General features: G+C 41.2%; 23 protein-coding genes and 1 pseudogene. 10 read left to right on the top strand and 14 right to left on the bottom strand.

Going from position 1 to position 25,384, the window contains the following annotated elements; translation table 11 throughout:
* Nucleotides 1-137 precede the first annotated feature (137 nt).
* From pcp to pxpB, 4 genes and pseudogenes are all read right to left on the bottom strand, one after another.
* Complete coding sequence (pcp, locus tag GQR55_RS00120) at nucleotides 138-806, bottom strand: pyroglutamyl-peptidase I (RefSeq protein WP_166419009.1); 669 nt, start codon at nucleotides 804-806, stop codon at nucleotides 138-140.
* Nucleotides 799-906 (bottom strand): annotated as a pseudogene (locus tag GQR55_RS20285) (DUF979 family protein); the annotation flags it as partial. The gene pcp and the pseudogene GQR55_RS20285, both read right to left, overlap by 8 nt.
* A 22-nt stretch (nucleotides 907-928) precedes the next feature.
* Entirely contained in the window at nucleotides 929-1,858 is a 930-nt protein-coding gene (locus GQR55_RS00110; RefSeq protein ID WP_166419008.1) for a biotin-dependent carboxyltransferase family protein, read from the bottom strand.
* A complete protein-coding gene (gene pxpB / locus GQR55_RS00105; RefSeq protein ID WP_166419007.1) occupies nucleotides 1,851-2,516 on the bottom strand; it encodes a 5-oxoprolinase subunit PxpB in 666 nt (221 codons plus the stop codon). The genes GQR55_RS00110 and pxpB overlap by 8 nt, the downstream gene beginning before the upstream one ends.
* A gap of 249 nt (nucleotides 2,517-2,765) precedes the next feature.
* Here pxpB and msrA point away from each other — a divergent pair, with 249 nt between their 5' ends.
* Nucleotides 2,766-4,055, top strand: coding sequence for a peptide-methionine (S)-S-oxide reductase MsrA (msrA, locus tag GQR55_RS00100; protein WP_166419006.1), 1,290 nt, complete (start codon nucleotides 2,766-2,768; stop codon nucleotides 4,053-4,055).
* Nucleotides 4,056-4,194: 139 nt separating this feature from the next.
* The gene (locus GQR55_RS00095) at nucleotides 4,195-4,971 is read left to right on the top strand and encodes an amino acid ABC transporter substrate-binding protein (protein ID WP_166419005.1); all 777 of its coding nucleotides are present in this window, start codon (nucleotides 4,195-4,197) and stop codon (nucleotides 4,969-4,971) included.
* Between the two features lie 773 nt (nucleotides 4,972-5,744).
* On the opposite strand, the gene GQR55_RS00090 is transcribed toward GQR55_RS00095, so the two are convergent.
* The 9 genes from GQR55_RS00090 to GQR55_RS00050 all read right to left on the bottom strand — a co-directional run bounded on the left by GQR55_RS00090 (nucleotide 5,745) and on the right by GQR55_RS00050 (nucleotide 15,413).
* Complete coding sequence (locus tag GQR55_RS00090; RefSeq protein WP_166419004.1) at nucleotides 5,745-6,626, bottom strand: LysR family transcriptional regulator; 882 nt, start codon at nucleotides 6,624-6,626, stop codon at nucleotides 5,745-5,747.
* 343 nt (nucleotides 6,627-6,969) lie between these two features.
* The gene (locus GQR55_RS00085; RefSeq protein ID WP_007580251.1) at nucleotides 6,970-7,626 is read right to left on the bottom strand and encodes a CoA transferase subunit B; all 657 of its coding nucleotides are present in this window, start codon (nucleotides 7,624-7,626) and stop codon (nucleotides 6,970-6,972) included.
* Nucleotides 7,627-7,640: 14 nt separating this feature from the next.
* On the bottom strand, nucleotides 7,641-8,339 hold the full coding sequence (locus GQR55_RS00080) for a CoA transferase subunit A (RefSeq protein ID WP_166419003.1): 699 nt from the start codon (nucleotides 8,337-8,339) through the stop codon (nucleotides 7,641-7,643).
* A 74-nt stretch (nucleotides 8,340-8,413) separates the two neighbouring features.
* Complete coding sequence (locus tag GQR55_RS00075) at nucleotides 8,414-9,310, bottom strand: hydroxymethylglutaryl-CoA lyase (protein ID WP_166419002.1); 897 nt, start codon at nucleotides 9,308-9,310, stop codon at nucleotides 8,414-8,416.
* Nucleotides 9,310-11,343: an acetyl/propionyl/methylcrotonyl-CoA carboxylase subunit alpha gene (locus tag GQR55_RS00070; protein ID WP_166419001.1), complete on the bottom strand. Its 2,034-nt coding sequence runs from the start codon at nucleotides 11,341-11,343 to the stop codon at nucleotides 9,310-9,312. The genes GQR55_RS00075 and GQR55_RS00070 overlap by 1 nt, the downstream gene beginning before the upstream one ends.
* Nucleotides 11,344-11,351: 8 nt before the next feature.
* Complete coding sequence (locus GQR55_RS00065) at nucleotides 11,352-12,122, bottom strand: enoyl-CoA hydratase/isomerase family protein (protein ID WP_138585140.1); 771 nt, start codon at nucleotides 12,120-12,122, stop codon at nucleotides 11,352-11,354.
* Nucleotides 12,123-12,134: 12 nt separating this feature from the next.
* Complete coding sequence (locus GQR55_RS00060) at nucleotides 12,135-13,742, bottom strand: carboxyl transferase domain-containing protein (protein WP_166419000.1); 1,608 nt, start codon at nucleotides 13,740-13,742, stop codon at nucleotides 12,135-12,137.
* Nucleotides 13,743-13,752: 10 nt separating this feature from the next.
* On the bottom strand, nucleotides 13,753-14,928 hold the full coding sequence (locus tag GQR55_RS00055; RefSeq protein ID WP_166418999.1) for an isovaleryl-CoA dehydrogenase: 1,176 nt from the start codon (nucleotides 14,926-14,928) through the stop codon (nucleotides 13,753-13,755).
* A 50-nt stretch (nucleotides 14,929-14,978) separates the two neighbouring features.
* Nucleotides 14,979-15,413, bottom strand: coding sequence for a MerR family DNA-binding transcriptional regulator (locus GQR55_RS00050; protein WP_166418998.1), 435 nt, complete (start codon nucleotides 15,411-15,413; stop codon nucleotides 14,979-14,981).
* 330 nt (nucleotides 15,414-15,743) lie between these two features.
* Between GQR55_RS00050 and GQR55_RS00045 the strand changes: the two genes are divergently transcribed.
* From GQR55_RS00045 to GQR55_RS00015, 7 genes are all read left to right on the top strand, one after another.
* Nucleotides 15,744-16,925, top strand: coding sequence for an acetyl-CoA C-acyltransferase (locus GQR55_RS00045; protein WP_166418997.1), 1,182 nt, complete (start codon nucleotides 15,744-15,746; stop codon nucleotides 16,923-16,925).
* A gap of 125 nt (nucleotides 16,926-17,050) precedes the next feature.
* Nucleotides 17,051-18,541: a CoA-acylating methylmalonate-semialdehyde dehydrogenase gene (locus GQR55_RS00040; RefSeq protein WP_076926125.1), complete on the top strand. Its 1,491-nt coding sequence runs from the start codon at nucleotides 17,051-17,053 to the stop codon at nucleotides 18,539-18,541.
* Between the two features lie 167 nt (nucleotides 18,542-18,708).
* Nucleotides 18,709-19,866 (top strand): acyl-CoA dehydrogenase family protein, encoded by a 1,158-nt coding sequence (locus GQR55_RS00035; RefSeq protein WP_165727517.1) that lies wholly within the window; start codon nucleotides 18,709-18,711, stop codon nucleotides 19,864-19,866.
* A 10-nt stretch (nucleotides 19,867-19,876) separates the two neighbouring features.
* Entirely contained in the window at nucleotides 19,877-20,668 is a 792-nt protein-coding gene (locus GQR55_RS00030; RefSeq protein WP_166418996.1) for an enoyl-CoA hydratase, read from the top strand.
* Nucleotides 20,668-21,810 (top strand): enoyl-CoA hydratase/isomerase family protein, encoded by a 1,143-nt coding sequence (locus tag GQR55_RS00025; protein WP_166418995.1) that lies wholly within the window; start codon nucleotides 20,668-20,670, stop codon nucleotides 21,808-21,810. Before GQR55_RS00030 ends, GQR55_RS00025 begins: the two co-directional genes overlap by 1 nt.
* 24 nt (nucleotides 21,811-21,834) lie before the next feature.
* Nucleotides 21,835-22,734 (top strand): 3-hydroxyisobutyrate dehydrogenase, encoded by a 900-nt coding sequence (gene mmsB / locus GQR55_RS00020; protein ID WP_166418994.1) that lies wholly within the window; start codon nucleotides 21,835-21,837, stop codon nucleotides 22,732-22,734.
* Between the two features lie 9 nt (nucleotides 22,735-22,743).
* Entirely contained in the window at nucleotides 22,744-23,523 is a 780-nt protein-coding gene (locus GQR55_RS00015) for an SDR family oxidoreductase (RefSeq protein ID WP_024592410.1), read from the top strand.
* A 22-nt stretch (nucleotides 23,524-23,545) separates the two neighbouring features.
* Here the strand turns inward: GQR55_RS00015 and GQR55_RS00010 are convergent, their stop codons facing one another.
* The gene (locus GQR55_RS00010) at nucleotides 23,546-24,544 is read right to left on the bottom strand and encodes an integron integrase (RefSeq protein ID WP_240916815.1); all 999 of its coding nucleotides are present in this window, start codon (nucleotides 24,542-24,544) and stop codon (nucleotides 23,546-23,548) included.
* A 234-nt stretch (nucleotides 24,545-24,778) separates the two neighbouring features.
* On the opposite strand from GQR55_RS00010, the gene GQR55_RS00005 reads away from it, so the two are divergent.
* Nucleotides 24,779-25,210 carry a hypothetical protein gene (locus GQR55_RS00005; RefSeq protein WP_166418993.1) on the top strand — a complete coding sequence of 144 codons (432 nt, stop codon included), beginning with the start codon at nucleotides 24,779-24,781 and terminating at the stop codon, nucleotides 25,208-25,210.
* Nucleotides 25,211-25,384 lie beyond the last annotated feature (174 nt).

Raw genomic sequence — 25,384 nt, 5'->3', positions numbered from 1 at the left:
TATTATGTGTGCAGCAGAGCTAATTTGCTGTACTGCGAAACCTTGTTTTATCAGAAAAAATTACTCAAGTCACATAGCTTTTACAATTAATTAAGAATAATTTATGCACCAACTTAGATGTAACTGCACCAAAATGGTTAATGCGTGGTGCCTGCTGCTATTTTTACATCACTATTGTTGTTCAAAGCTTGTGCGATCATGACCTTTAAAGCGTTAATAATGGTTTCTTCACTCATGCTTGGTGCGCCATTGTGGTGCACCGCTTGGCTTGGTAAATAAGGGACATGTACTAAGCCACCTTTCATCACCGCGCAGTGATCGTTTATATAATGCATAAGGCCATACATAACGTGATTACACACATAGGTGCCTGCCGTATTTGAAATAGCAGCAGGGATATTACTGTTGTGCAATGCTTGTAACATGCGCTTTATGGGTAAGTTTGTGAAATAGGCATCAGGGCCATTTTTTTCAATTTGCGTATCGATAGGCTGCTTACCTGCATTGTCTTTAATGCGTGCATCGTCAACGTTTATTGCAATACGCTCGATTGATATTTCACTTCGCCCACCAGCTTGTCCTATACACAAAACAACCGCCGGGTTATGCGACTCAATGGCGTTTATAAGCTGACTGATAGACGTATTAAACTCACAGGCAAGTTCTAGTGTGCATATTTTGTGTTTCATGATGATAGTTTCATCAAGTTTTTGCACTGCTTGCCAAGAAGGATTGATAGTTTCGCCACCAAAAGGAGCAAAACCGGTTATTAATACACACGGCATAGTAGAAGTTGATTTAGTCATTAAACACCAAGCTATACATTAAAATAATATTAACGGCGAGTAAGGTAACTGCCGTCGGAATTTGGGCCTTTATTACATGGTACTTATCTTTTAAGTCTAGGGCGTGTTGATTCTAGAATATTTTATAGGTTATTTTTAAGTGCAAGGCTCAATTGATGTAGGTGCCCGTCAAGTTTCTGCTTTGCCTTTGCGGCTTCTTCAAACGTTACATATTTAAATTCAACTGTATCTAAAGGTCTAAATTGTGCAAATTGATGTAAGTCGGCTTCAATAACTGTTCCTAAAAGAGGATATCCCCCAGTGGTTTGTCCATCGTTAAGTAGCACTATAGGATCACCATTTGGTGGTAGTTGAATGCTCCCAGGACTTACACCCAGTGATGGCAAAGAGTGCGAATGCACCAAGCTATTCTTATTATGCTCAAGCCTTACGCCCATTCGATTACTGTTAGTACTGACTTTGAATGCAGTTGCTGCAAAGGTATCCAATAATGGCTTACCCAGTAAGTTAGCGTGAGGGCTTGGGTACAAGCGTATAAGTTTGCGCTGAGGTGGAGCAATTGCACCTACTTTTATAAACTCTCCATAATAAGGAGTAATAGGTATTTCATCATCTGTGGTGAGAGCTCTACCTTGAATACCACCAAAACATGCATTTAAATCTGTAGATTTAGAGCCCATAACCTCAGTATTTTGTATACCGCCTTTCACCGCTAAATAAGCTCTTAAGCCCGCTCTACCTGTAGCAAAGCTAAGCACTTGCTTGTTTTTTACTGCGTATGTCCAACCAGGGTAAATTATTTGCCCATCAAGGGTTGCTTGCAAATCGGCACCATGAAGTGCAATGACTGTATCGCAGGTGAATTCAAGTTCGCACAAACCAACGGTTATTTCTAAAACGGCATCATTGTCGTTATTGTTAAGTAATCTATTAGCAATTATTTGCGCAAAGGGGTCTAAGCTGCCCGCTTTGCTTACACCTAAATGGCGGTAGCCAACACGGCCAAAATCCTGAATTGTAAGCAATACACCACTTTTAAGGATTTTAATCATGAGTTGCTCCTTTATTAACTAGCGGAACAAATTCAAGCGTATCGCCAGGTTGAATTAAACAAGGTTGCGCAGAGGTTGAATCAAACAAAGAGGTATTTGTATTGCCTATTATGTGCCAACCGCCTGGCGTATCCGCAGGGTAAATTCCGGTTTGCGCAGCACCTATCGCAACAGAGCCTTTAGGAACCCTAACACGTGGCTCATCACGCCTTGGGGTATGTAATTGCTCATCTAAGCCGTGAAGGTAGGCAAAGCCGGGCTGAAAGCCTAAAAATAATACGTGGTACTTGGCTTTACTATGAATATTAATAACCTCATCAGCGCTTAAATTATGATAGTTAGCCACGTAATTAATATCCTCGCCATTGTATGTGGTTTCAATTAAGTGATGCTGCCCCTTAAAAGTACTGCTTTTAATGTCATCCCACAGCGAGGGTAGCACTTGTAGCCACTTATTTAAGTGTTTATCAGATTTTAAATAAAGAGTGAGCGAGTTCATAGCTGGGACTAAATCGGTAAATTCATCAGTGCTTTTACAGTGGTTGGTTAAAGCCCAAATTTTCTTTTGAATGGAGAGTTTATCTTTTGCGTCTAAATGCGATGCATCAAACAGTAAGCTACTGTTTGTTAATGCATAAATATGAGGAGTTGGCTTCATTAAATAAACCTATTAGTACAACATAATTTAAACGTAACACAGTTTTATTAATTTATTTACACCATTGCGACTAAGTGGTTATTTTTATTTGCTCAGCTTGGTTTAAGAGTGTTTTTATATTTAATTAATCGTATTTAACTTATTGAAGACCAAAACTAAATGCACTTCGTACTAAATAAGTAATTAGGTTGAAATGAAAATTAAGGTAAGGAGGTCTTAATTAGCACGCACTTGTTTAAGAGGTACATTATGAAACACCAGCATTTATTATATTTATCAGGCGCTGCTATTATATTTAGCGCAGGCAGCTTTGCTTTATCTATGGAAAAGGTCGAGCACAGCAATATAGAAGCCACCATGCATGTAGAAACCATTGTACTTGGATCAGGTTGTTTTTGGGGGGCTGAAAAACGCTACGAAGCGCTTAATGGCGTTATTGATGCTGAGTCGGGTTATGCCGACGGCAATGGCTTTAAAGCAACATACAGAAACATTACTGATCAGTCTCGTCGCTTTGACGAAAACAACTATGCTGAAGTTGTACAGGTTATGTATAACAGTAATATAATTTCGGCTGAAGATTTACTAAAAAACTATTTTGAAAGCCACGATCCTACGCAAAAAAATCGCCAAGGTAACGACATTGGTACGCAATATCGCTCAATTGTATTAACCACTACCGATGCGCAAGCTAAAGTAGCTGAGCAAGTTAAATCGCAATATCAGCAGCTTTTAACTGATGCGAGCTACGGCAAAATCGAAACGGTTATTAAACCACTTACAGGTTTTGTATCGGCAGAAGAGTATCACCAAAATTATCTACAAAAGAACCCTAATGGCTATTGTCCTGATCATTCAACAGGCGTTGTTTTTAATAAAAAACCCGTAGAAAAAGTCGATAACAGTGACTTACTCGCAGGTAAGCAGATCCTAGTCTTAGATTCACGTGAATACTGCCCATACTGTGAAAAATTTAAAAAAACAGTCGCAAATGATTACAAAGGGACTATACCAATGTCGTTTCGCTATGCTGACCAGCTTAAAGGTTTAACTATTAAGTCAGCCACGTGGGCAACACCGACTATTTTGTTTTTAGAAAATGGCATTGAAGTATATGGGCGTCAAGGTTATGCAACACCTGAAGAATTTTATAAAGCATTGGGTGCATTTAAGTTAGGTAAAAGTGACGCTTATAAAGTCGCATTTGATGCAAGAACAGATAGACCTTACTGTAAAGAGTACAAGGAGTTTAAAAATACACCTGATGGCACTTTTGTTGATAAATTAAGTGGAGAGCCACTATTTGATACACGTGATAGATTTAATTCAGGCACTGGTTGGTTGTCGTTTAAGCACCCAGTAAAAAGTAGTGTAACGCAGCATGACGATAGCAGCTGGGGAATAACACGTATTGAGCTTCGCTCTAAAAGTACAGGTATTCATCTTGGTCATTTATTCCCAGGAGAAGGCCCTAGAGGCACAGACCGCTACTGTATAAACGCAACAGTACTCGATTTTGTACCAAGAGATAAAAGCTAAACCTTTTACTTTGTAAAGCCTGATTTTAATCAGGCTTTTTTTTTGCATAAAATAAAATAGATTTATCATATTTTTTGCAAATTTGTTAAAATTAAAGCGTTCAGCTACACATCAATCAATAATATTACTTAGGTTATAAATGAATCAATTTATAAAAATAACAACGCAGTTAATGTATTTGCCTTTAGCTTTATTAATTTTTATAACCGATGCTAAGTCGGCAACGCACTATGTCGTCGGCGTAGAGAATATAGAGTATCTACCTTACTTTGATGGTAGTGGAGCTGATAACAGCGACTATTATGGCTTCAGTGAAGAGTTGCTAACTTTGTTTGCACAGCAGCACGACTTTAAATTTGAGTTTTACACGCTGCCAATTAATCGTCTTTATAAAGAATTTATTGATCACCATCATGTTGATTTTAAATATCCAGATAATCCTCAATGGAAACCAAGTTATAAAGCTTCCTTTGATGATTTAAATGAAATTATTTATTTGCAGCCAACCGTTGTTACTAAAACGGGTATTGCGAGTTTAAATAAAAATATCACTATTGATGAATGCGTTAGTTTTGCAACGGTGAGAGGGTTTACGTCTCAAAGCTTTAAACCTTTAATGAATAACGAAAACGTTGAGCTAATTGAAACAGCTAATGTAATGGAATTAATAGAGATGCTTTTGAAAGAGCGAGTGGAGTGTATTTACATATCTAACGATGTATTAAACTATAATATCGTTAAATACTTTAAATTAACTCGACCCGTTTATTTTCAAAACGAATTGCCGACAGATTTACAAGCCTTTTTATTATCGTCCATTGACTACCCTGAGGTAGTTAAGAAATTTGATACATTTTTACTTTCACATAAAGCGCAGATGCGTAAATTAAAAAAAGAATATCAAATAAAAAATTAACTAAAAAAGCCCCGTAAGTTATAACTTACGGGGCTTTTTACAAAGGTATTTAACCCGTATATAGCTATATTATGTATGTGGTTTAATAATAAAAACAGTTCAAGCCAAGTCACCACCTAACTTGAACCATTTTTCACACTGACAACATCTTCACACACAATATAAAGATTCTGTTTGCTACGCTCTCAAAGCATTTGTATTGCATATCATGTGGTTTGAGCCAAGAATAAAAACAGTTCAAGCCAAGTCACCACCTAACTTGAACCATTTTTCACACTGACAACATCTTCACACACAATATAAAGATTCTTTTCACTGCAAGGTTTGAGTCACTAAAACTCAAAAGGTTGCATTTATTACTCTTAATAAACAATTAAACTTAACTGTTTCGAGCCGATAAAGTAACTTTAATATTTAACTCTATTTTCGACAAACGATAAAAATAAAACCAATGAGTGAAAAAAATTTAACTATAGACTTTAGTCTAAACTGTGGTTTTAATAGATTGTATTTTAAAGAAATTACTGAAAAATAATACCAATTCCATTAAGTATGTGATCTACATTTTACGCCGAAAAAATAATTCAGTTCTAGGCGTAAATTGATGTAAATGGTTGTTCCCTTTGCGAAATTTACAACAAAGAAATGGGTTGTTTTAGCAAGTAAAATAGATCAGCTATTTATTGGAGGTGGTATAAAGTGAGGTTTAGGATTTAGACGAACCATAAATACAACACACAATGGCTGTATTAATAAGTTCGCCTAATAGAGAGTTACTCTTGAATTTTTCTAAATGTGCTTACAACCCACTTCGCAAATAAATCAAGCGGGTGATTAGGTGTGCTTGATTCGTGCTGCACTAAATAATACTTATCTTTAGTTGTTAAAGGCTGTTCAAATAACTTATAAAGCCACTGCTCATCTAACCAACTTTGACTGATAGGCAGTGGAATAAGTGCAATCCCCATACCCTGTTGTGCAGCACGTGCTACACCAAACATACTATCTATTTGAATAATTTGAGAAGGAGAGAAGTCATCAATTCCTGCTTTTTCGGCCCACTGATGCCATGCCCAAGGGCGAGCTTTGTGTAGTATTAGCGGAACTTGATTAAGCGCTTGACGGTGATCGTCCCTCCACTGATCGAGCAGCTTTTTATTACATGCAGGGATATATTCAAGATTAAATAGCTCTGTTGCAGAACCTTCAGTGGGTTTACTCGATGATAATACAATAGATAAATCGCTATGACGGGTTATTTCTTTACGTGTTTTAAGCGTATCCATTTGCAGGTTTATATTAGGGTGCTCTGACGTCCACTCACTTAATTTAGGCATGAGTAGTTCGCTGGCAAAAAACTCAGGCAACGTAATCGTCAAATTTGTATTTTGCTGCATCTGACTAAACTCATTAATGGTGCCTTCTAACATAGTGATAATTGGGGACACAGCATCAAAAAAGTTTTTACCCGCAGTGGTTAAACTAATTGAACGCGTTTTACGTTGAAAAAGTTCAATACCAAGTTGTTCTTCAAGTTGTTTTATTTGGTGGCTCACTGCCGAAGGTGTTAAGTACAGTTCATTAGCTGCATGCTTAAAACTTAGGCTTCTTGCTGCAAAGCAAAAAGAGCGAAGGCCACGAATAGGAGTTTGCATGTTTTCCAGTATTAAGTTGTTTATATAGCCTAGTATAGGCAAAAATCGAACCAATTAGTAATTACAATAATATCAATAAGTTAAAAATATTAACAGCGTAAATTCACAAAAGTGGTGCATCATTAAAGCATAGTAGTGCAAATGTTCTAACTAACTAATCATCTATTTATGCAACTATTATAGATAAAAATTTACTACAGATGTATGAACAAGACTAAAAATAAGTAAAAAAGACAAAAAAAATCCCTCGTGAGAGGGATTTTGGGTAACTCAGCGCCATTGGCACTGGGAATGAGGTCGGTACAGGGTAAAGCGTTATTTTAAGTTAATTTGTTAAAAGTTCTTAAAAAACCATTTCTGGTACTTCACCGTCAACAAGTAATTTACCTGCTGTTTTACTAATGATTTCATCAACAGTTACGCCCGGAGCGCGTTCTAATAGATGAAATGCGCCGTCTTTAACTTCTAATACGGCTAAATCTGTTACTATTTTTTTAACGCAATTAACGCCAGTAAGCGGTAAAGAGCAGGCCTCTAGTAATTTAGAGTCACCATGCTTACTTGCATGGGTCATAGTAACAATAATATTTTTTGCGCCAGCGACTAAATCCATCGCGCCACCCATGCCTTTAATCAGCTTTTTAGGGATCATCCACGATGCGATGTTGCCGTTCTGGTCAACTTCAAATGCACCCAGAACAGTTAAGTCTACATGACCACCCCGTATCATGGCAAAACTATCTGCACTATTAAATATGGCTGCACCTTTGGCAGCTGTCACGGTTTCTTTACCCGCGTTAATCATATCGGCATCAAGCTCTGCTTTAGTAGGGTACGGGCCCATGCCTAAAAGGCCATTTTCGGACTGTAACATAACTTCAATATCATCCGGTACATAGTTTGCGACGAGTGTCGGAATTCCTATGCCCAAATTTACGTAATAGCCGTCTTGAAGTTCTTGTGCAACGCGCATTGCAACTTGTTCACGTGATAATGCCATAATTATGCTCCTGCTTAATCTCGTGTTGTTACACGTTCAATGCGTTTTTCAAAGTTGCCTTTAATAACGCGATTTACAAAAATACCCGGGGTATGAATTTGGCTTGGTTCAAGCTCACCCGGCTCTACAATTTCTTCTACTTCGGCAACGGTAATTTTACCCGCCGTTGCTGCCATTGGATTAAAGTTCATGGCGGTGTGTCTAAACACTAAATTGCCATAACGATCGGCTTTCCATGCTTTAACAATAGCAAATTCACCTGTTATAGACTCTTCTAAAATATACGGGCGGCCATTAAATTCTTTTACGTCTTTACCTTCAGCCACTGGAGTACCGTAACCTGTAGCGGTGTAAAACGCAGGGATACCCGCGCCACCAGCACGCATTTTTTCAGCAAGTGTTCCTTGTGGCGTAAGTTCTACATCAATTTCGCCACTTAATAACTGCTGCTCGAATAGGGCGTTTTCGCCAACGTATGAGGCAACTACTTTTTTAATTTGTTTGTCTTGTAATAAAATACCTAAACCAAAGTCATCAACACCACAGTTATTAGATACCACGGTTAAGTCTTTTGTTTGCATGTGCTTAATTTGTTTAATTAAGCCCTCAGGGATACCACATAAACCAAAACCACCGGCAATAATAGTATCGCCGTCTTTTAATCCTTCCATTGCAGCTTCGTAACTAGAAACTACTTTATCAAAACCGGCCATGAGTCTCTCCTCATTGTGTGCTATTTGTTGTTAACTATCTTGTATTAGTAGTGAGTTATCATTTTATAAGATAGCTATTTAGTGTGTAGTGCCACAGATACTTTGCTCACAGGTTGCTTACCAAGTGCTTTGGTTATCTCCCATCCAGCATCACTTAACCTTTGTAAATCAATTCCATGTTCAATGCCAAGCCCTTGCAGTAAGTAAACTACATCTTCGGTGGCAACATTTCCTGACGCACCCTTAGCATAAGGGCAACCACCAAGGCCTGCAACTGCCGCGTCAACCGTTGCTATACCTAGGTTTAAGGCTGCGTAAATATTTGTGAGCGCTTGGCCGTAAGTATCGTGAAAATGCACGGCCAACTTGGTTTTATCAATGTGTGTTAAAAGTAATTCTATTAGCTGCGTTACTTTTTTAGCAGTGCCAACACCTATGGTATCGCCAAGGCTTACTTCGTAACAGCCTAAATCTAATAGTTTTTGCGATACACTCAGTACTGCTAGTGGGTCTATATCACCCTCGTAAGGGCAACCTAGCACACAGCTTACATAACCACGTACGCGGATATTATTCGCTTTAGCAAACGCCATTACTTCACTAAAACGCTCAATACTTTCATCTATTGAGCAGTTTATATTTTTTTGACAAAACGACTCACTCGCAGCTGTAAATATAGCAAACTCTTTAATGCCAACAGCGTGCGCTGCTTGCGCACCTTTTAAGTTAGGTGTAAGGGCACTTAAATTCACATCAGGTAAATCAAGGGCTGATATTACATCAGCCGAGTCTGCCATTTGTGGCACCCACTTAGGGGATACAAACGCGCCGGCTTCAATGTTTTTTAAACCTGCAGCACTTAGCGCATTAATAAGCGCTACTTTATCCGCTGTACTGACTGTTTTTTCGTTTTGAAGGCCGTCTCGCGCGCCAACTTCAACAATACGGACTTTACTCGGAAAAGCACTCATTATGCACCTTCCTCAGTCGTATCTTCGACTATCGCAAGCAGGGCACCATGCGTTACCAATTCACCTTCACCAAAACAGTAGCTTTTTAAAATACCGTCGTGAGGCGCGTTAAGCGTGTATTCCATTTTCATGGCTTCAATAATAACAACCGCATCGCCTTTGGTAATTGTGCTGCCAATGTCAATTAAGTGTTTTACTACCGTGCCATTGAGCGGGGCGGCAAGTGGAAGTGCTTCGCTTTCGTGCGAACTAATATAATGTTTATCAACTAGTTCAAGCTTAGTTTGCAGTGCTTTATTCATCACTGTCACACTATTAGCTACTGTACTATTGCCAACGGTATTATTACCTACCGTATTATTATCTACCGTAGTTACGTGTGCGCTGTGTTTTTCGCCGTTAATAAATACACTACACAGACCATTATTTAATGTGCCTTGTAAGTTAAATACGTGCTCGTTATGCGTAATACTATAGCCCGCTGTGGTTTTTATAGCGCTTAGCTGTAAATCGGCAAAAGGGACTTTAATTACTTGCGGCGCATTGAGTGTAAAACCACTCAGTTGTTGCCAAGGGCTTGCACTGTTTTGCGAATTTTGGGTGTCACTTAACGATTCTAAATATGCAAACGCACCAATAAGTTGGCTTGCTTGCAACAGCTGCTCATCAACCGCTACTAACGAGTCACCTTGCTCTGCAATAAAGTGCGTACTGGGCGCACCTTGTTTAAACGTAGGGTGGCTTGCTAAATTATGTAAAAAACCAATGTTAGTGCTAAAACCCGCTAAATGAAATTGCTCAAGGGCGTGTTGTAAACGGCCCAGTGCTTGTTCGCGATTATCGTCGTGCACAATCAGCTTTGCAATCATCGGGTCGTAAAATGGGCTGATTTCATCGCCTTGTGCAATACCTGTATCAATGCGTACAAATTCACTGTTAAGCGGTGTATGCAGTGCTTCAATAGTGCCCGAGCACGGGATAAAGTCGTTAGCTGGATCTTCTGCGTATATGCGCGCTTCAAAGCTATGGCCCTGCAATTGAATATCACTTTGTGCCAGTGGCAATGTTTGCCCACCCGCAATATTAATTTGCCAATTGACTAAATCTACACCGGTTACCATTTCGGTCACTGGGTGCTCTACTTGTAGGCGCGTATTCATTTCCATAAAGAAAAATTCATCGCCACACAGTAAAAACTCAACCGTACCTGCACCTCGATAATTTATTGCAAGCGCACAGCGTACAGCCGCTTCGCCCATTTCTTTACGTAGCTCGTCAGATAAACCCGGAGCAGGGGCTTCTTCAATTACTTTTTGATGACGGCGTTGCAAAGAACAATCACGATCGCCTAAATAAACACAGTTACCGTGGTTATCTGCAAATACTTGTACTTCAACATGGCGAGGCTGGTTTACGTAGCGCTCAAGCAATACTAAATCGTTACCAAAACCGGCAATAGCTTCACGTTGCGCACCTTGTAGTGCACTCATAAAGTCTTTTGCTTTTTCAACTACGCGCATGCCTTTACCACCGCCACCAAAGGCGGCTTTAATAAGTACAGGGTAGCCAATTTTTTCAGCTTCACTTTGTAAAAAAGCAGGATCTTGTTTATCACCGTAATAACCAGGTACTAAAGGCACATTAGCAGCTGCCATTATTTCTTTAGCGCGGGTTTTAGACCCCATTGCTTCAATACTGCTTGCTGGTGGCCCTACAAAAGCAATATTGTTCGCTTCGCAGGCTTTAGCAAATTCGCTGTTTTCAGATAAAAAACCATACCCCGGGTGAATACAATCAGCGCCGCAGTCTTTAGCTACTTGTAAAATTTTGTCTGCCACTAAATACGAGTCTTTACTTGGCGCAGCGCCAATATGGTAAGCCTCGTCAGCCATTTTTACGTGCTGGGCATTTTTGTCTGCATCAGAATAAACCGCGACCGTGGTTAAGCCCATTTGTTTTGCGCTGCGCATTACGCGGCACGCAATTTCTCCACGATTGGCAATCAGTATTTTTTGTAATCGTTGTGTGTTCATAATTAATCCTACAGTTGCCAAGCGGGTGGGCGTTTATCAAAAAAGGCAGTTAGCCCTTCTTGACCTTCTTCAGATACGCGAATTTTTGCAATACGCTCAGCGGTAAGCTCAATGAGTTCATCGGTAATCGGCTTATTTGCTACATCGTTAATTAATGCTTTGGCGGCTTTTACTGCTATAGGTCCGTTATCAATAAGTGTTTGCAGCATGTTATCGAGTGCACAGTCTAAGTTACCGGTTACTTGATGAATTAAACCCAGTTGCTTAGCTGTATGTGCATCAAATACCTCAGCCGTTAAAAAATATCTGCGAGCAGCGCGTTCACCAATGGCTTTAATTACATACGGGCTAATAACAGCCGGAATAAGGCCAAGCTTTACTTCGCTTAAACAAAATTGCGCGTCGTCTTTACTAAGGGCTATGTCGCAACAGGCTATTAAGCCCAGTGCACCACCAAAAGCAGCGCCTTGTACGGCGCAAATTGTAGGATGGGGCGAGCTTGCTAATACCTGCATTAATTTAGCTAATTGCATTGAGTCAGCTAAATTATCGGCGTAGTTGTTATCCGCCATCGACTTCATCCAGGCTAAATCGGCACCGGCTGAAAAATGCTTACCTTCAGTTTTCAAAACCAAAGCGCGAATATCAAGCGTATTTGCATGTTCAATACACTGAATAAGTTCGTGTATTACTTCACTGTTAAATGCGTTTCTTTTTTCTGGGCGGCTTAACACAAGTACAGCCACATTAGATTTTGTTATTTGTAGTGTTACTGACATTTTGCGCTCCGGTTACATTCTAAATACGCCAAATTTCGAATCACGTTTTGGTGCGTTGTTCGCAGCCGTTAACGCAAGCCCTAATACATTACGCGTATCGGCAGGGTCTATAATGCCGTCATCCCACAAGCGGGCGCTGGCGTAATACGGATGACCTTGCTCTTCGTACTGATCAATAATTGGCTTTTTAAAGTCACTGATTTCTTGCTCGCTCATGCTTTGACCTTTGCGTGCTAAACCATCTTGTTTAACTTGCGCCATTACACCGGCTGCTTGCTCGCCGCCCATTACCGAAATACGGGCATTAGGCCACATCCACATCATGGTAGGTTCAAATGCACGGCCACACATTCCGTAGTTACCTGCGCCGTAAGAGCCACCAATAAGTACTGTAAATTTAGGCACATCAGCACACGAAACCGCCATCACCATTTTAGCGCCGTGCTTAGCAATGCCTTCGGCTTCGTATTTTTTACCCACCATAAAGCCAGTAATGTTTTGTAAAAATACCAAAGGAATATTGCGCTGAGCACACAGCTGAATAAAGTGCGCGCCTTTTTGCGCCGACTCACTAAATAAAATACCGTTATTAGCCACTATGCCAACCGGGTTGCCATAAATGCTGGCAAAACCCGTTACCAGCGTTTCACCAAAGTAGCGTTTAAATTCATCAAATGATGAGTCGTCCACTGTGCGCGCTATTACTTCGCGTACATCAAACGGCTTTTTAAGGTCGGTGCCTACAATGCCGTAAAGCTCGTTAATATCATAACGAGGTGGCTTTACATCCTCTAGAAGAGGGGCTGTAGGACGTGTGTAATTAATACGCTCAATACATTGGCGCGCAATAGACAGCGCATGCTCATCGTTTTCAGCAAAGTGGTCAGCCACACCCGACACTTTACAGTGCACATCGGCGCCGCCAAGTTCTTCGGCTGTTACTTCTTCGCCTGTTGCTGCTTTTACAAGCGGCGGGCCGGCTAAAAATATAGTGCCTTGATCTTTTACAATAATGCTTTCATCGGCCATTGCAGGTACGTACGCACCACCTGCGGTACATAAACCCATTACTACAGCAATTTGTGGAATGCCTTTGCCCGACATACGGGCTTGATTGTAAAAAATACGACCAAAATGCAGCTTGTCTGGAAATACATCGTCTTGCTCTGGCAGGTTTGCACCGCCCGAATCAACCAAATAAATACACGGTAAGTGGCAACGCTCTGCAATGTCTTGTGCACGTAAATGCTTTTTAACGGTAAGCGGAAAATACGTACCGCCTTTAACCGTGGCATCGTTTGCAATAATCATGCACTCAATGCCTTTAACACGGCCAATACCGGCTACAACACCTGCGCACGGTATAGCTTGTTCGTACACACCAAATGCCGCAAATTGCGAAATTTCTAAAAACGGTGAGCCTTCGTCAATTAACGTACTTATACGGTCGCGTACAAATAACTTACCACGGCCTTCGTGGCGCTCTTTTAATGCGGCGCCTCCGCCTTGGCTAATAGTGGCTACTTTACTGCGTAAATCATCCACCAGCGTCGACATGTTTTTATGGTTTTGCACAAACGTTGGATCGTGAGGATTAACGCTCGATTTTAAAATCGTCATGGTTTAATCCTTAACGGCTTTCAGTGAAAAGTTCGCGACCAATAAGCATGCGGCGTATTTCAGATGTACCTGCGCCAATTTCGTATAGTTTGGCATCACGAAGTAGGCGGCCTGTGGCGTATTCGTTTATGTAGCCATTGCCACCTAAAATTTGAATCGCATCTAGTGCCATTTTAGTTGCAAGCTCTGCGGCGTATAAAATTGCACCGGCGGCATCTTTACGGGTTGTTTCACCTCGGTCACAAGAGCGAGCTACCGTGTATACGTATGAGCGCGCAGCATTCATTTGTGTATACATGTCGGCTACTTTGCCCTGAATTAACTGAAATTGACCAATAGGGGTGTCAAACTGTTTACGCTCGTGAATATACGGTACTACTATATCCATACACGCTTGCATTATGCCAAGCGGGCCTGCTGCAAGTACTACGCGTTCATAATCAAGGCCACTCATAAGTACTTTAACGCCTTCGTTTAAGTTACCTAAAATGTTTTCCTCTGGTACTTCGCAGTTTTCAAATACCAGCTCACAAGTGTTTGAGCCACGCATGCCCAGTTTGTCTAGCTTTTGCGCTGTTGAAAACCCTGGAAAGTCACTCTCAACAATAAACGCGGTAATACCTTTAGCGCCGGCATCTAAATCTGTTTTAGCGTAAATAACTAACGTATGTGCGTCTGGGCCATTGGTGATCCACATTTTATTGCCGTTTAAAATGTACTTATCGCCTTTTTTCTCAGCTTTAAGTTTCATTGATACAACGTCAGAGCCTGCATTAGGCTCGCTCATTGCAAGGGCACCAATGTGCTCACCACTAATAAGCTTAGGTAAGTATTTTTCTTTTTGAGCTTGTGACCCGTTACGGTTAATTTGATTAACACACAGGTTTGAATGCGCGCCATAGCTTAGGCCAATAGAGGCACTTGCGCGGCTAATTTCTTCCATAGCAATAACATGTTCTAAGTAACCTAATCCTGCGCCGCCTAACTCTTCAGATACGGTCATACCCAGTACGCCCATTTCGCCCATTTGAGTCCAAAGTTGATTTGGAAAAGCGTTATCTAAGTCAGTTTTTTCAGCAAGTGGGGCAATTTCCTGACTCGCAAAACTATTTACGTGGTCGCGGATCATATCGGCGGTTTCGCCTAGGCCAAAGTTCATTTCTTTATATAGTGAAATAGTGCTCATGATTCATTCCTGTGTGTCGTCAGTGTGTTGTTATTCTTAAAATAGGCTACTTACTCGTCTATTTTGTTAAGTGTGTCTCTGCAGCGGCGTTCGGCCGTCACTAATTCCATAAGAACAACTTTAATGTCGTCCATTTGTTGAGATAGATCAGACTTTTTATCAGCTATTAAATCAAGCATGGTAACCAGCTGCTTAGCGCTCGACTTATCAGCGTCGTACAGTTCAAACAAACGGCCGGTTTCGGCAAGCGTAAAGCCCAATCGTTTACCACGTAATATTAGTTTTAATCGCACTTTGTCGCGTTTTGAATAAATACGGGTTTGACCATTACGGTCTGGCGTTATTAGCCCTTGGTCTTCGTAAAAGCGAATAGAACGGGTAGTAATGTCAAATTCTTTAGCGAGTTCGCTAATGCTAAATGTTTGTTCATTACTGGTCGGCATTTTGGCTGAGCTTGCAAAGTTTGTTTGATTATCTGGTTTCATAGTTGTATTTACCTCATTCGAATAACTCCAATATAAGTGAAGTTTACGTAAAGGTAAAGCTTGGCGTGATTTGAAGCTATTTATAAAGGAGTGTTGGTGTGAAATGTCAAATTATATACTTAGAATTCAATAAGTTAATTTTATTTGCTTGATGCAGCCTAACAGCTGGAAAATAATGCTTACACTTTTAAAACTAAAAATTAAGCTGTTTTTAGTTGACGTTGGCGTAAACGTTAGTATTGTGTGTAGGTATTAAATAATAAATGAATACTAAATTAATAGAGCAAATATACTAACAATTATTTGCATTAAATTACAACGGAGTTAGTTATGACTTTAGAATCAGTGGTAATTGTAGCAGCAAAACGCACCCCAATGGGTGGTTTTATGGGAGCGTTAAGTGATGCGCAGTCTACCGAGCTTGGCGCTACCGCCATTGCCAGTGCACTTGCACAAACTGGTTTAGCTAATAATGCAATAGACGAAGTAATTATGGGTTGTGTATTACCAGCAGGCCTTGGGCAAGCACCCGCACGCCAAGCAATGTTAAAAGCAGGGCTTGCACTTAGCACCGGTGCTACAACAATTAACAAAGTATGTGGCTCTGGTTTAAAAGCGGCCATGCTTGCAAACGATTTAATTAAAGCAGGCTCTATTCAATCAGCTATTGCCGGTGGTATGGAAAGCATGACTAACGCACCGTACTTTATTCCAAAAGCGCGTGGCGGAATGCGTATGGGCCACGGCGAAATAAAAGATCACATGATGAGCGATGGCCTTGAAGATGCTTACGACAACAAAGCAATGGGCTGTTTTGCACAAGACACCGCCGACGAATACGGCATTGGCCGCGAGCAAATGGATACGTTTGCACTGGGCTCATTAAGTAAAGCAAAAGCAGCAATACAAAACGGCAGTTTTGATAACGAAGTTGCCCCGCACACAATGCAAACACGCAAAGGCGATGTAACAGTATCGATAGACGAGCAACCAGGTAACGCCCGCCCAGAAAAAATCCCTACCTTACGTGCAGCCTTTAAAAAAGACGGCACCATTACAGCGGCTAATTCATCGTCAATTTCAGACGGTGGCGCAGCGCTTGTATTAATGAGCGAATCAAAAGCAAAAGAGCAGGGCTTAACACCGCTTTGTAAAATTGTAGCGCACAGCACGCATTCTCAAAAACCAAGTGAATTTACAGTAGCGCCAGTAGGCGCAATAAGCAGCGTGCTTGAAAAAGCAGGTTGGGCTGTAAACGACGTTGACCTTTGGGAAATTAACGAAGCATTTGCCATGGTAACCATGCTTGCTATTAACGAGTTAAAACTCGATGAAAGCAAAGTAAACGTAAATGGCGGCGCATGTGCACTTGGCCACCCAATTGGTGCAAGCGGCGCGCGTATTTTAGTAACGCTTATTCATGCCCTTAAAAATCGAGGCCTTAAAAAAGGTATCGCGTCTTTATGTATTGGTGGCGGTGAAGCGGTTGCTATGGCCGTAGAAGCATATTAACTAGGTATTTAATAGTTATAAGAAAGCTGTACGAATAACTATAAAAGCGCTGCACTAATAATACTAACAAAGCGGCGCTACCAATTTTAAAAGAGAACACACAACTCACACACTAGGATTTAATCATGCACCAAGTACCACTACTTATTAATGGCGAATTTATTCAATCAGCATCAAAAGAGCTTATCGATGTTATAAACCCAGCAACTCAAGAAGTACTTGCACAAGTGCCATGTACCACCGAGTCAGAAATGGACGCGGCAATTGCCTCAGCTTCTGAGACGTTTAAAACATGGAAAGACGTACCTATTACAGAACGTGCTCGCATTATGATGAAGTACGCGGCGCTATTAAAAGAACATCACGATGAGCTTGCTACTATTATTTGCCACGAATTGGGTAAAACATTTGAAGATGCAAAAGGCGATGTGTGGCGTGGCATTGAAGTAGTAGAACAAGCAGCTAATGCTCCATCATTAATGATGGGTGAAACAATGGAAAACGTAGCGCGTAAAATCGATACGTATTCTTACATGCAGCCACTTGGCGTATGTGCGGGCGTTACTCCGTTTAACTTCCCTGCGATGATCCCACTTTGGATGTTCCCGCTGGCTATTGTGTGTGGTAACACCTTTATTTTAAAACCGTCTGAACAAGATCCTCTTACACCTATGCGCTTAGCCGAGCTATTTATTGAAGCCGGCGCACCAAAAGGCGTATTACAAGTTGTTCACGGTACAAAACCACAAGTAGACCGCCTATTAGAAGATAAAGCAGTGCGTGCTATTTCGTTTGTTGGTTCGTGTGGTGTAGGTGCTTATATATATTCTAAAGGCACACAAAATCTTAAACGTGTGCAAGCCTGTGTTGGCGCTAAAAACCATATGGTTATTATGCCTGATGCAAGTAAATCGCACGTTGTAAATAACCTAGTTGGTGCATCGGTCGGTGCTGCTGGCCAGCGCTGTATGGGTATTTCGGTTGCTGTATTTGTAGGCCAAGCGAGCGAATGGGTAGACGAAATTAAAGCAGGCTTTGAAAATGTACGCCCAGGTGTATGGGATGATGCAAATGCGGCATACGGTCCACAAACATCAAAAGCAGCAAAAGCACGTATTTTATCGCTTATTGCTGGTGGTAAAGAGCAAGGCGCTACCTGTTTAATTGATGGCTCTGACTTTACAGTTGAAGGGTACGAGCAAGGTAACTGGGTTGGCCCAACGTTATTTACCGATGTAACCAAAGAGATGGATTTATACAAAGAAGAAATATTTGGCCCAGTACTAGCGTGTATGTTTGTAGACACGCTTGATGAAGCAATCGCACTTATTAACGACAGCCCTTACGGTAACGGTACCTCGTTATTTACCTCAAGCGGCGCAGTAGCTCGTAAATTTCAACACGAAATTGAAGTAGGGCAAGTAGGTATTAATGTGCCAATTCCGGTGCCACTTCCGTTCTTTTCGTTCACTGGTTGGAAAGGCTCGTTTTACGGCGATACGCACACGTACGGTAAGCAAGGTATTCGTTTTTACACAGAAACTAAAACGATTACCTCACGTTGGTTTGAAGACGATATTGCTTCGGGTCCAAATATGAGCATTAACTTAAAATAATCGTAATTAAAAAATGAGTAAATAAAAGAATAACTAATAATAAAGATGGGCGCGAAGGCTACTTCACACACAACACACATAAACCTTCGCCGCTCGTCACGATATCCCCGTAACGGGAAACGCTAACAACACAACTAACATAACTTACACAATTAAAGAGGTCTAACATGGACTTTAACTTATCTGAAGATCAACAAGCCTTTGCGCAAACAGCACGACAATTTGCCGAGTCAGAACTCGCACCTTATGCAGCAAAATGGGACCGCGAACATATTTTTCCTAAAGACACGATTAAAGCAGCAGGCGAGCTTGGTTTTTGTGGTTTATACACGCCAGAGGAAGCGGGCGGCCTTGGTTTATCACGTTTAGATTCGAGCATTATTTTTGAGCAGCTTGCAATGGGCTGTACAGCAACCACGGCCATGTTGACCATTCATAATATGGCAACGTGGATGGTAGCAAGTTTTGGTACCGATGCAGTTAAAGACCAATACGTAGAGCAATTAGTAATGGGCGAGTTACTTGCCTCTTATTGTTTAACAGAGCCAGGCTCGGGCTCAGACGCCGCATCACTTAAAACAAAAGCTGTGCTTGAGGGCGATGAGTACGTTATTAACGGCTCAAAAATGTTTATATCGGGCGCTGGCGAAACCGAAGTATTAGTGGTAATGGCACGTACAGGCGGCGAAGGCGCTGCGGGTATTTCGGCATTTGTAGTCCCTGCCGACGCAAAAGGCGTTGAATACGGTAAAGCAGAAGAAAAAATGGGTTGGAACGCACAACCTACACGCCTAATTAGCTTTGAAGATGTACGCATTCCTGCGCACAACTTATTAGGGGCTGAGGGCGAAGGCTTTAAATTTGCGATGCAAGGCCTTGATGGCGGTCGAATTAACATTGCCACATGTTCAATTGGTACAGCGCAAGCGGCACTTAATACCGCCCGTGAATATTTAAAAGAACGCACGCAATTTGGTAAGCCACTCGCTGCGTTTCAAGCGCTGCAATTTAAAATTGCCGATATGAACACCGAGCTGGTAGCTGCGCGCCAAATGGTTAGGCTTGCTGCATTTAAACTAGATAATAACGACGTCGAAAAAACCACTTACTGCGCCATGGCTAAACGCTTTGCTACCGATGTTGGTTTTACCGTGTGTAACGACGCGCTGCAAATTCATGGTGGTTACGGTTACATAAAAGAATACCCGCTTGAACGTCATGTACGTGACGTACGCGTTCATCAAATTTTAGAAGGCACTAACGAAATCATGCGTGTAATTATAGCGCGCCGTATTTTAGCAGAGTCAGCAAGCGACGTTTTATAAGGAGCAATGTATGTCAGAATCTAAATCTAATCCAAGTATTGAACTTACAACCGAAGGTCATGTTGCTATTTTAACGATGTCTAATCCGCCAGCAAACACCTGGACAAAAGACACCCTAGTTGATTTAAAAAATACCGTTAACGAGCTAAACAATAATAAAAATATTTATGCCTTAGTACTGACTGGCGAAGGCGAGAAGTTTTTTAGCGCTGGTGCCGACCTAAACGTATTTGTAGGTGGGGATAAAGGCGTAGCCGCCGACATGTCGCGTGTATTTGGTGAAGCATTTGAAGCACTTACTAATTTTAGAGGTGTGTCGGTTGCTGCCATAAACGGTTATGCAATGGGCGGCGGTTTAGAAGTAGCGCTTGCGTGCGATTTACGTATAGCGGAAGAGCAAGCACAAATGGCCCTGCCTGAAGCTAAAGTTGGGTTATTACCCTGTGCGGGTGGTACACAAAATTTAGCATGGCTTGTAGGCGAAGGCTGGGCAAAGCGCATGATTTTATGCGGCGAGCGCTTAAAAGCTGATAAAGCCCTGCAAATTGGCTTAGTAGAAGAAGTAGTACCACAGGGTGAAAGCTTTGCGGCAGCACTAAAACTTGCTAACCAAGTGGCCGATCAAAGCCCCACCTCAGTTGCAGCATGTAAAACATTGATTCAAAAAGGGCGCCATCAACCAATGGCAAGTGTATTGCCTCTTGAGCGCGAGTTATTTGTTGGTTTATTTGACACAGAAGATCAACAAGAAGGCGTAAATGCCTTTTTAGAAAAACGCCGTGCTAACTGGGTAAACGGCTAATGAGTGCTTTAACATTATTAAATAGCGCCGATGAACCCGTGGTATTTGAAACCGCAACCGCAGAAAACGGCAGTTTAATTGGGCTTATTACACTCAATGCGCCAAAAGCCTTAAACGCACTTAATTTTGAGATGATCAAATTACTTGAACCGCAATTGCGTACTTGGGCAACCGATACCCGCATTGCCATGGTCATCCTTAAGGGCGCAGGCGATAAAGCATTTTGTGCAGGCGGCGATGTTGTAAGCCTTCATCATGCAATGGCGCAAGGTAAACCAACAAGCTTAGTTGAAGAGTTTTTTACGCTTGAGTACAAGCTTGATTATCTTATTCATACCTTTGATAAACCTATCCTCGTTTGGGGTAACGGCATAGTAATGGGCGGCGGTTTAGGGTTAATGGCTGGTGCTAGCCACCGCGTCGTAACTGAAAAATCACGCATTGCCATGCCAGAGCAAACCATTGGTTTATACCCAGATGTAGGCGGCAGTTACTTTTTACATAAAATGCCACAAAGTGTCGGGTTATTTTTAGGGCTAACATCGGCCTCTATAAACTGCGAAGACGCACGTTTTGTATCGCTTAGCGATCACTTTATCGATAGCAATAAATATGATGCCATGCTTGCACAAATTTTAACTGCCAAGTGGGGCAAAACTGCAAGCCTAAATCATGAGCGTTTAACCGATTTACTCACCGATTTAGATAACCAGTCGGCGCGTATGCCCAAAGGCAACGTAAAAGCTAACCTAAAAACGATTCAAAAACTGGGTGAGTTTACAACCTTGCAGGAGCAAGTTGATTATATTTTAGGGTTAACCACTGACGATAAATGGCTACAACGCGCTCAAAAATCACTTAAGCATGGCTGCCCACTAAGCTGTGCACTGGTTAGTGAGCAATTAAAAATAAGCCAAGGCAAAAGCTTATTAGCGTGTTTTAAAATGGAACTGGGTATGTCGGTACGCGCTGGCGAAGTAGGTGAGTTTCAAGAAGGCGTAAGAGCGCTACTAATAGATAAAGACGGTGCGCCAAATTGGCAATACAAAACACTTAGTGATGTACCACAAACAATAATAGATAGCTTTTTTGCTAACCGCTTTGGCGAAAATCACCCGCTCAATGAGCTTGCTGTTAAATAAAATTGGTATCTAAAAGGAACAACTATGAGTAAATTAAACATAGGTTTTATTGGTTTAGGTAATATGGGCGGCCCAATGGCGGCTAACTTAATTAAAGCTGGGCATACTGTTAGCGTGTTCGATTTAAACCAGTCGGTCGTAAATGAGCTTGCAAGCAAAGGTGCAAAAGCAGCGGTTGATGCAAAGCACTGTGCAACTAATGCTGACGTGCTTATTAGCATGTTACCTGCGGGCAAACATGTTAAATCGCTTTACTTAGGTAATAACGACGACAGCGGTTTAATTAACGTGCTGAGCAAAAGTACATTAGTAATTGACTGCTCTACAATAGATGCAGAGTCAGCTCGTATTGTAGGCAGTGCGCTTGGCGATCAGGGCATAAACTTTGTAGATGCACCGGTGTCGGGCGGCGTTGCAGGCGCAACTGCAGGCACACTTACCTTTATTGTAGGCGGCGAAAAAGCAGCGTTTGATAAAGCAAATACAGTGCTTAGTGATATGGGTAAAAACATATTTCATGCAGGCGATATTGGCGCAGGGCAAGTTGCCAAAATATGTAACAACATGCTACTTAGCATTTTAATGGCAGGCACCAGCGAAGCACTACAAATGGGCATCAATAACGGCCTCGATCCTAAAGTACTTAGCGACATAATGACCGCAAGTTCTGGCCGTAACTGGACGCTTGAACTTTATAATCCTTGTCCAGGTGTAATGGACGGTGCACCTGCAAGTAACGGTTATAAACCAGGCTTTATGGTTGATTTAATGGCTAAAGACTTAGGGCTTGCCATGGAAGCCGCGCAGCAAAGTAATTCAACAACCCCAATGGGTTCAATGGCTAAAAATTTATACACTATGCTACAGCACCAAGGTGCGGGTAGTGATGACTTTAGTGCTATTTTTAAACTGTTTTCTAAGTAGGAGCAACGCGTGGAAATTAAAAATAACACGGTAGTAATAACCGGTGGCGCACAAGGTTTAGGCTTTGCAATGGCGCAAAAGTTTGCTCTTATGGGGGCAAATATCGCTTTAATAGATATGGCACAAGACTTATTAAACACCGCATGCGAGCAACTTATGCAACTAATGCAGCTTGAAGGTGTAACTAGCAATATAAAAGGGTATGCCGCAAACGTAACAAATGAGAGCGAAGTAGAAAACGTATTTAATACCATTAACAGCGATTTTGGTCACATTGGCGTCCTTATAAACAACGCCGGTATTTTACGCGATGGCATGTTTATAAAAGCAAAAGACGGTAAAGTCGTTAAAAAAATGTCTCTTGAGCAATTTCAATCAGTGATTGATGTAAACCTGACAGGTGTGTTTTTAGCAGGGCGCGAAGCGGCAAGCCACATGATTGAATCAGGTAAAGGCGGCGTAATCGTTAATATGTCGAGCGTAGCGCGAGCAGGTAACATAGGCCAAACAAACTACGCGGCATCAAAAGCAGGCGTAGTGGCACTTACCACCACATGGGCTAAAGAACTTGGTCGTTTTGGTATACGTGTAGGCGCTATTGCACCAGGTGTAATAAGCACCGCCATGACCGACGCCATGAAGCCCGAAGCCAAACAGCGTATGCTTGCAGTAACGCCAGTCGGGCGCTTAGGCGAAAGCGACGAAATTGCGCATACTGCACAATACATAATCGAAAACGACTTTTTTACCGGTCGCGTGGTTGAAATAGACGGCGGTATTCGTTTGTAAACCGAACTGAATTAAGGTTTATTTAAAAAGCATGGCGCTTGTGGGCTGTGCTTTTTTGTTTTAAATAGGGAAGTTTATAATCTTGAAAAGGACTGATAACGGCATTGGCATTTTTTTGTAGTACATGGGTATATATTTGTGTGGTACGTACGTCACTGTGACCTAGTTGTGTTTGTACTGTACGTATATCAGCGCCGCTTTGCAGCAAATGCGTAGCGAAAGAGTTACGCATACTCTTACTAATATTTGCATCAAAAGCGGCTTTTTTAACAGCGCGTTGTAATTGCTTTTCATCAATATGATGGCGCCTTAATTGTTTACTCTCGGGATCAAGACTTAATTTATGTGATGAAAATAAATATTGCCAGCCCAGCTGCTTATTATGGTTTGGATATTTTTTACATAACAAATGCGGCATATAAGCGCCGCTATATAAGGGGTTTTTCAGATCTAATTGCAGGTAACTATCAACTAATTGTATTTGAGAACGTAATTGCGGTATGAGCTCTACTGCAAGCGTTACAACACGATTTTTACCTCCTTTGCCATCCCAAATTCGAATGCAGTTATAGTCAAAGTCAATATCGTGAACTCGTAAACGCAGTACCTCCATTAATCGCATACCACTGCCATAAAGTAATCCACAGGGTAAATAATGCTTTGCTACACAGTGTTTAAATAGCGCTGAAACTTCTGTTTGAGTAAGCACAACGGGTAGTTTTCTTGGGCGTTCACTTTTTACAAAGTCTAATGATAATGAAAGGGGGCTCTTAATTATTTCTTTATATAGGAAACTTAGCGCATTTAGTGCCTGCGCTTGTGTGCCTTGCGCTACGTTTTGCGAGTTTACTAAATGGTTCAAATACGATTCTACTTGAGTGTCTCCCATAGAGCTTGGGTGCTGCATATTATTAAAGCGGATATAGCTAGCTATCCAAAAAAGATAAGCTTCAATAGTGCTCTTTGCATACCGTTTGCTATACATATGGTCTTTAATCATGGTTAGAAAGAGAGATTTCATAAATGATATTCAACTTTTAAAAACGTACTGTATATATAGACAGTTGTTCGTGTTTTGTCCAATAACATTATTAAAAGTCGTTTTGGTGTATTTTAACAACAATAACTTTACAAAATACGTAATTACCTGTTTACATAGAAGTTGTTTAGTGGAATTATTAAGCAATGTAATATACGCCGTTTTGGGGTGTTATAAACCCCCAAAGTGGTGTTCAATAAGCTGTTATGTGTATTTATGATTGATCGAACTTCCCGAAATAGATTAGCCGAACTTATCCGTAGTTTAAGCTCTGGTCAAATATCAAATGATGAATTTGAAGACTTAATTCCTGAATCAGATGATGATGCAATACGACAAGTTTTTTCTCATGGTGCTTGGTGCCTTTATAGCGATATGAAAGAATATAAGCTTAGAGGTAAGGATGCCTTATCAAACGAAACAAAATCAATTGTTGCTAGATGGGTATTGTACCTAAAAACAGATATTGAGTACAATTGGCCATCTACAACATTTAAAGAAGACTTTTTAAAATGTATTTCTTTGGGTTTCTTTGGTCAGAGCACTCTTGATAAATGGCAGGAATATGGTGAAGTAAGTTTATGGCCATTTCCAAATATAGATTGCTTTCAAAAGGCTAAAAAAGAAAACGGATATTTGGGCGTATAATACACATAACAAGACGTTCAAACGGACAAAAAACAGTTGGCTGTTTCACTCCGTTCACAATTTTAGCCAACAATTTTTTGCCGCTTAACGTGGCGTTGAGGCTGTAGAATTACTCTTTCTAGGAACGTATTCTACTATTTTCAATTGATTGCTTTTTAACCTTGAATCCATTCA

The sequence above is a fragment of the Pseudoalteromonas sp. Z1A8 genome (assembly GCF_011378855.1).
In the GTDB taxonomy this organism is placed as follows: Bacteria; Pseudomonadota; Gammaproteobacteria; order Enterobacterales; family Alteromonadaceae; genus Pseudoalteromonas.
Note: the sequence above shows the minus strand (reverse complement) of the source record. Positions and strands in the feature narration are given on the sequence as shown.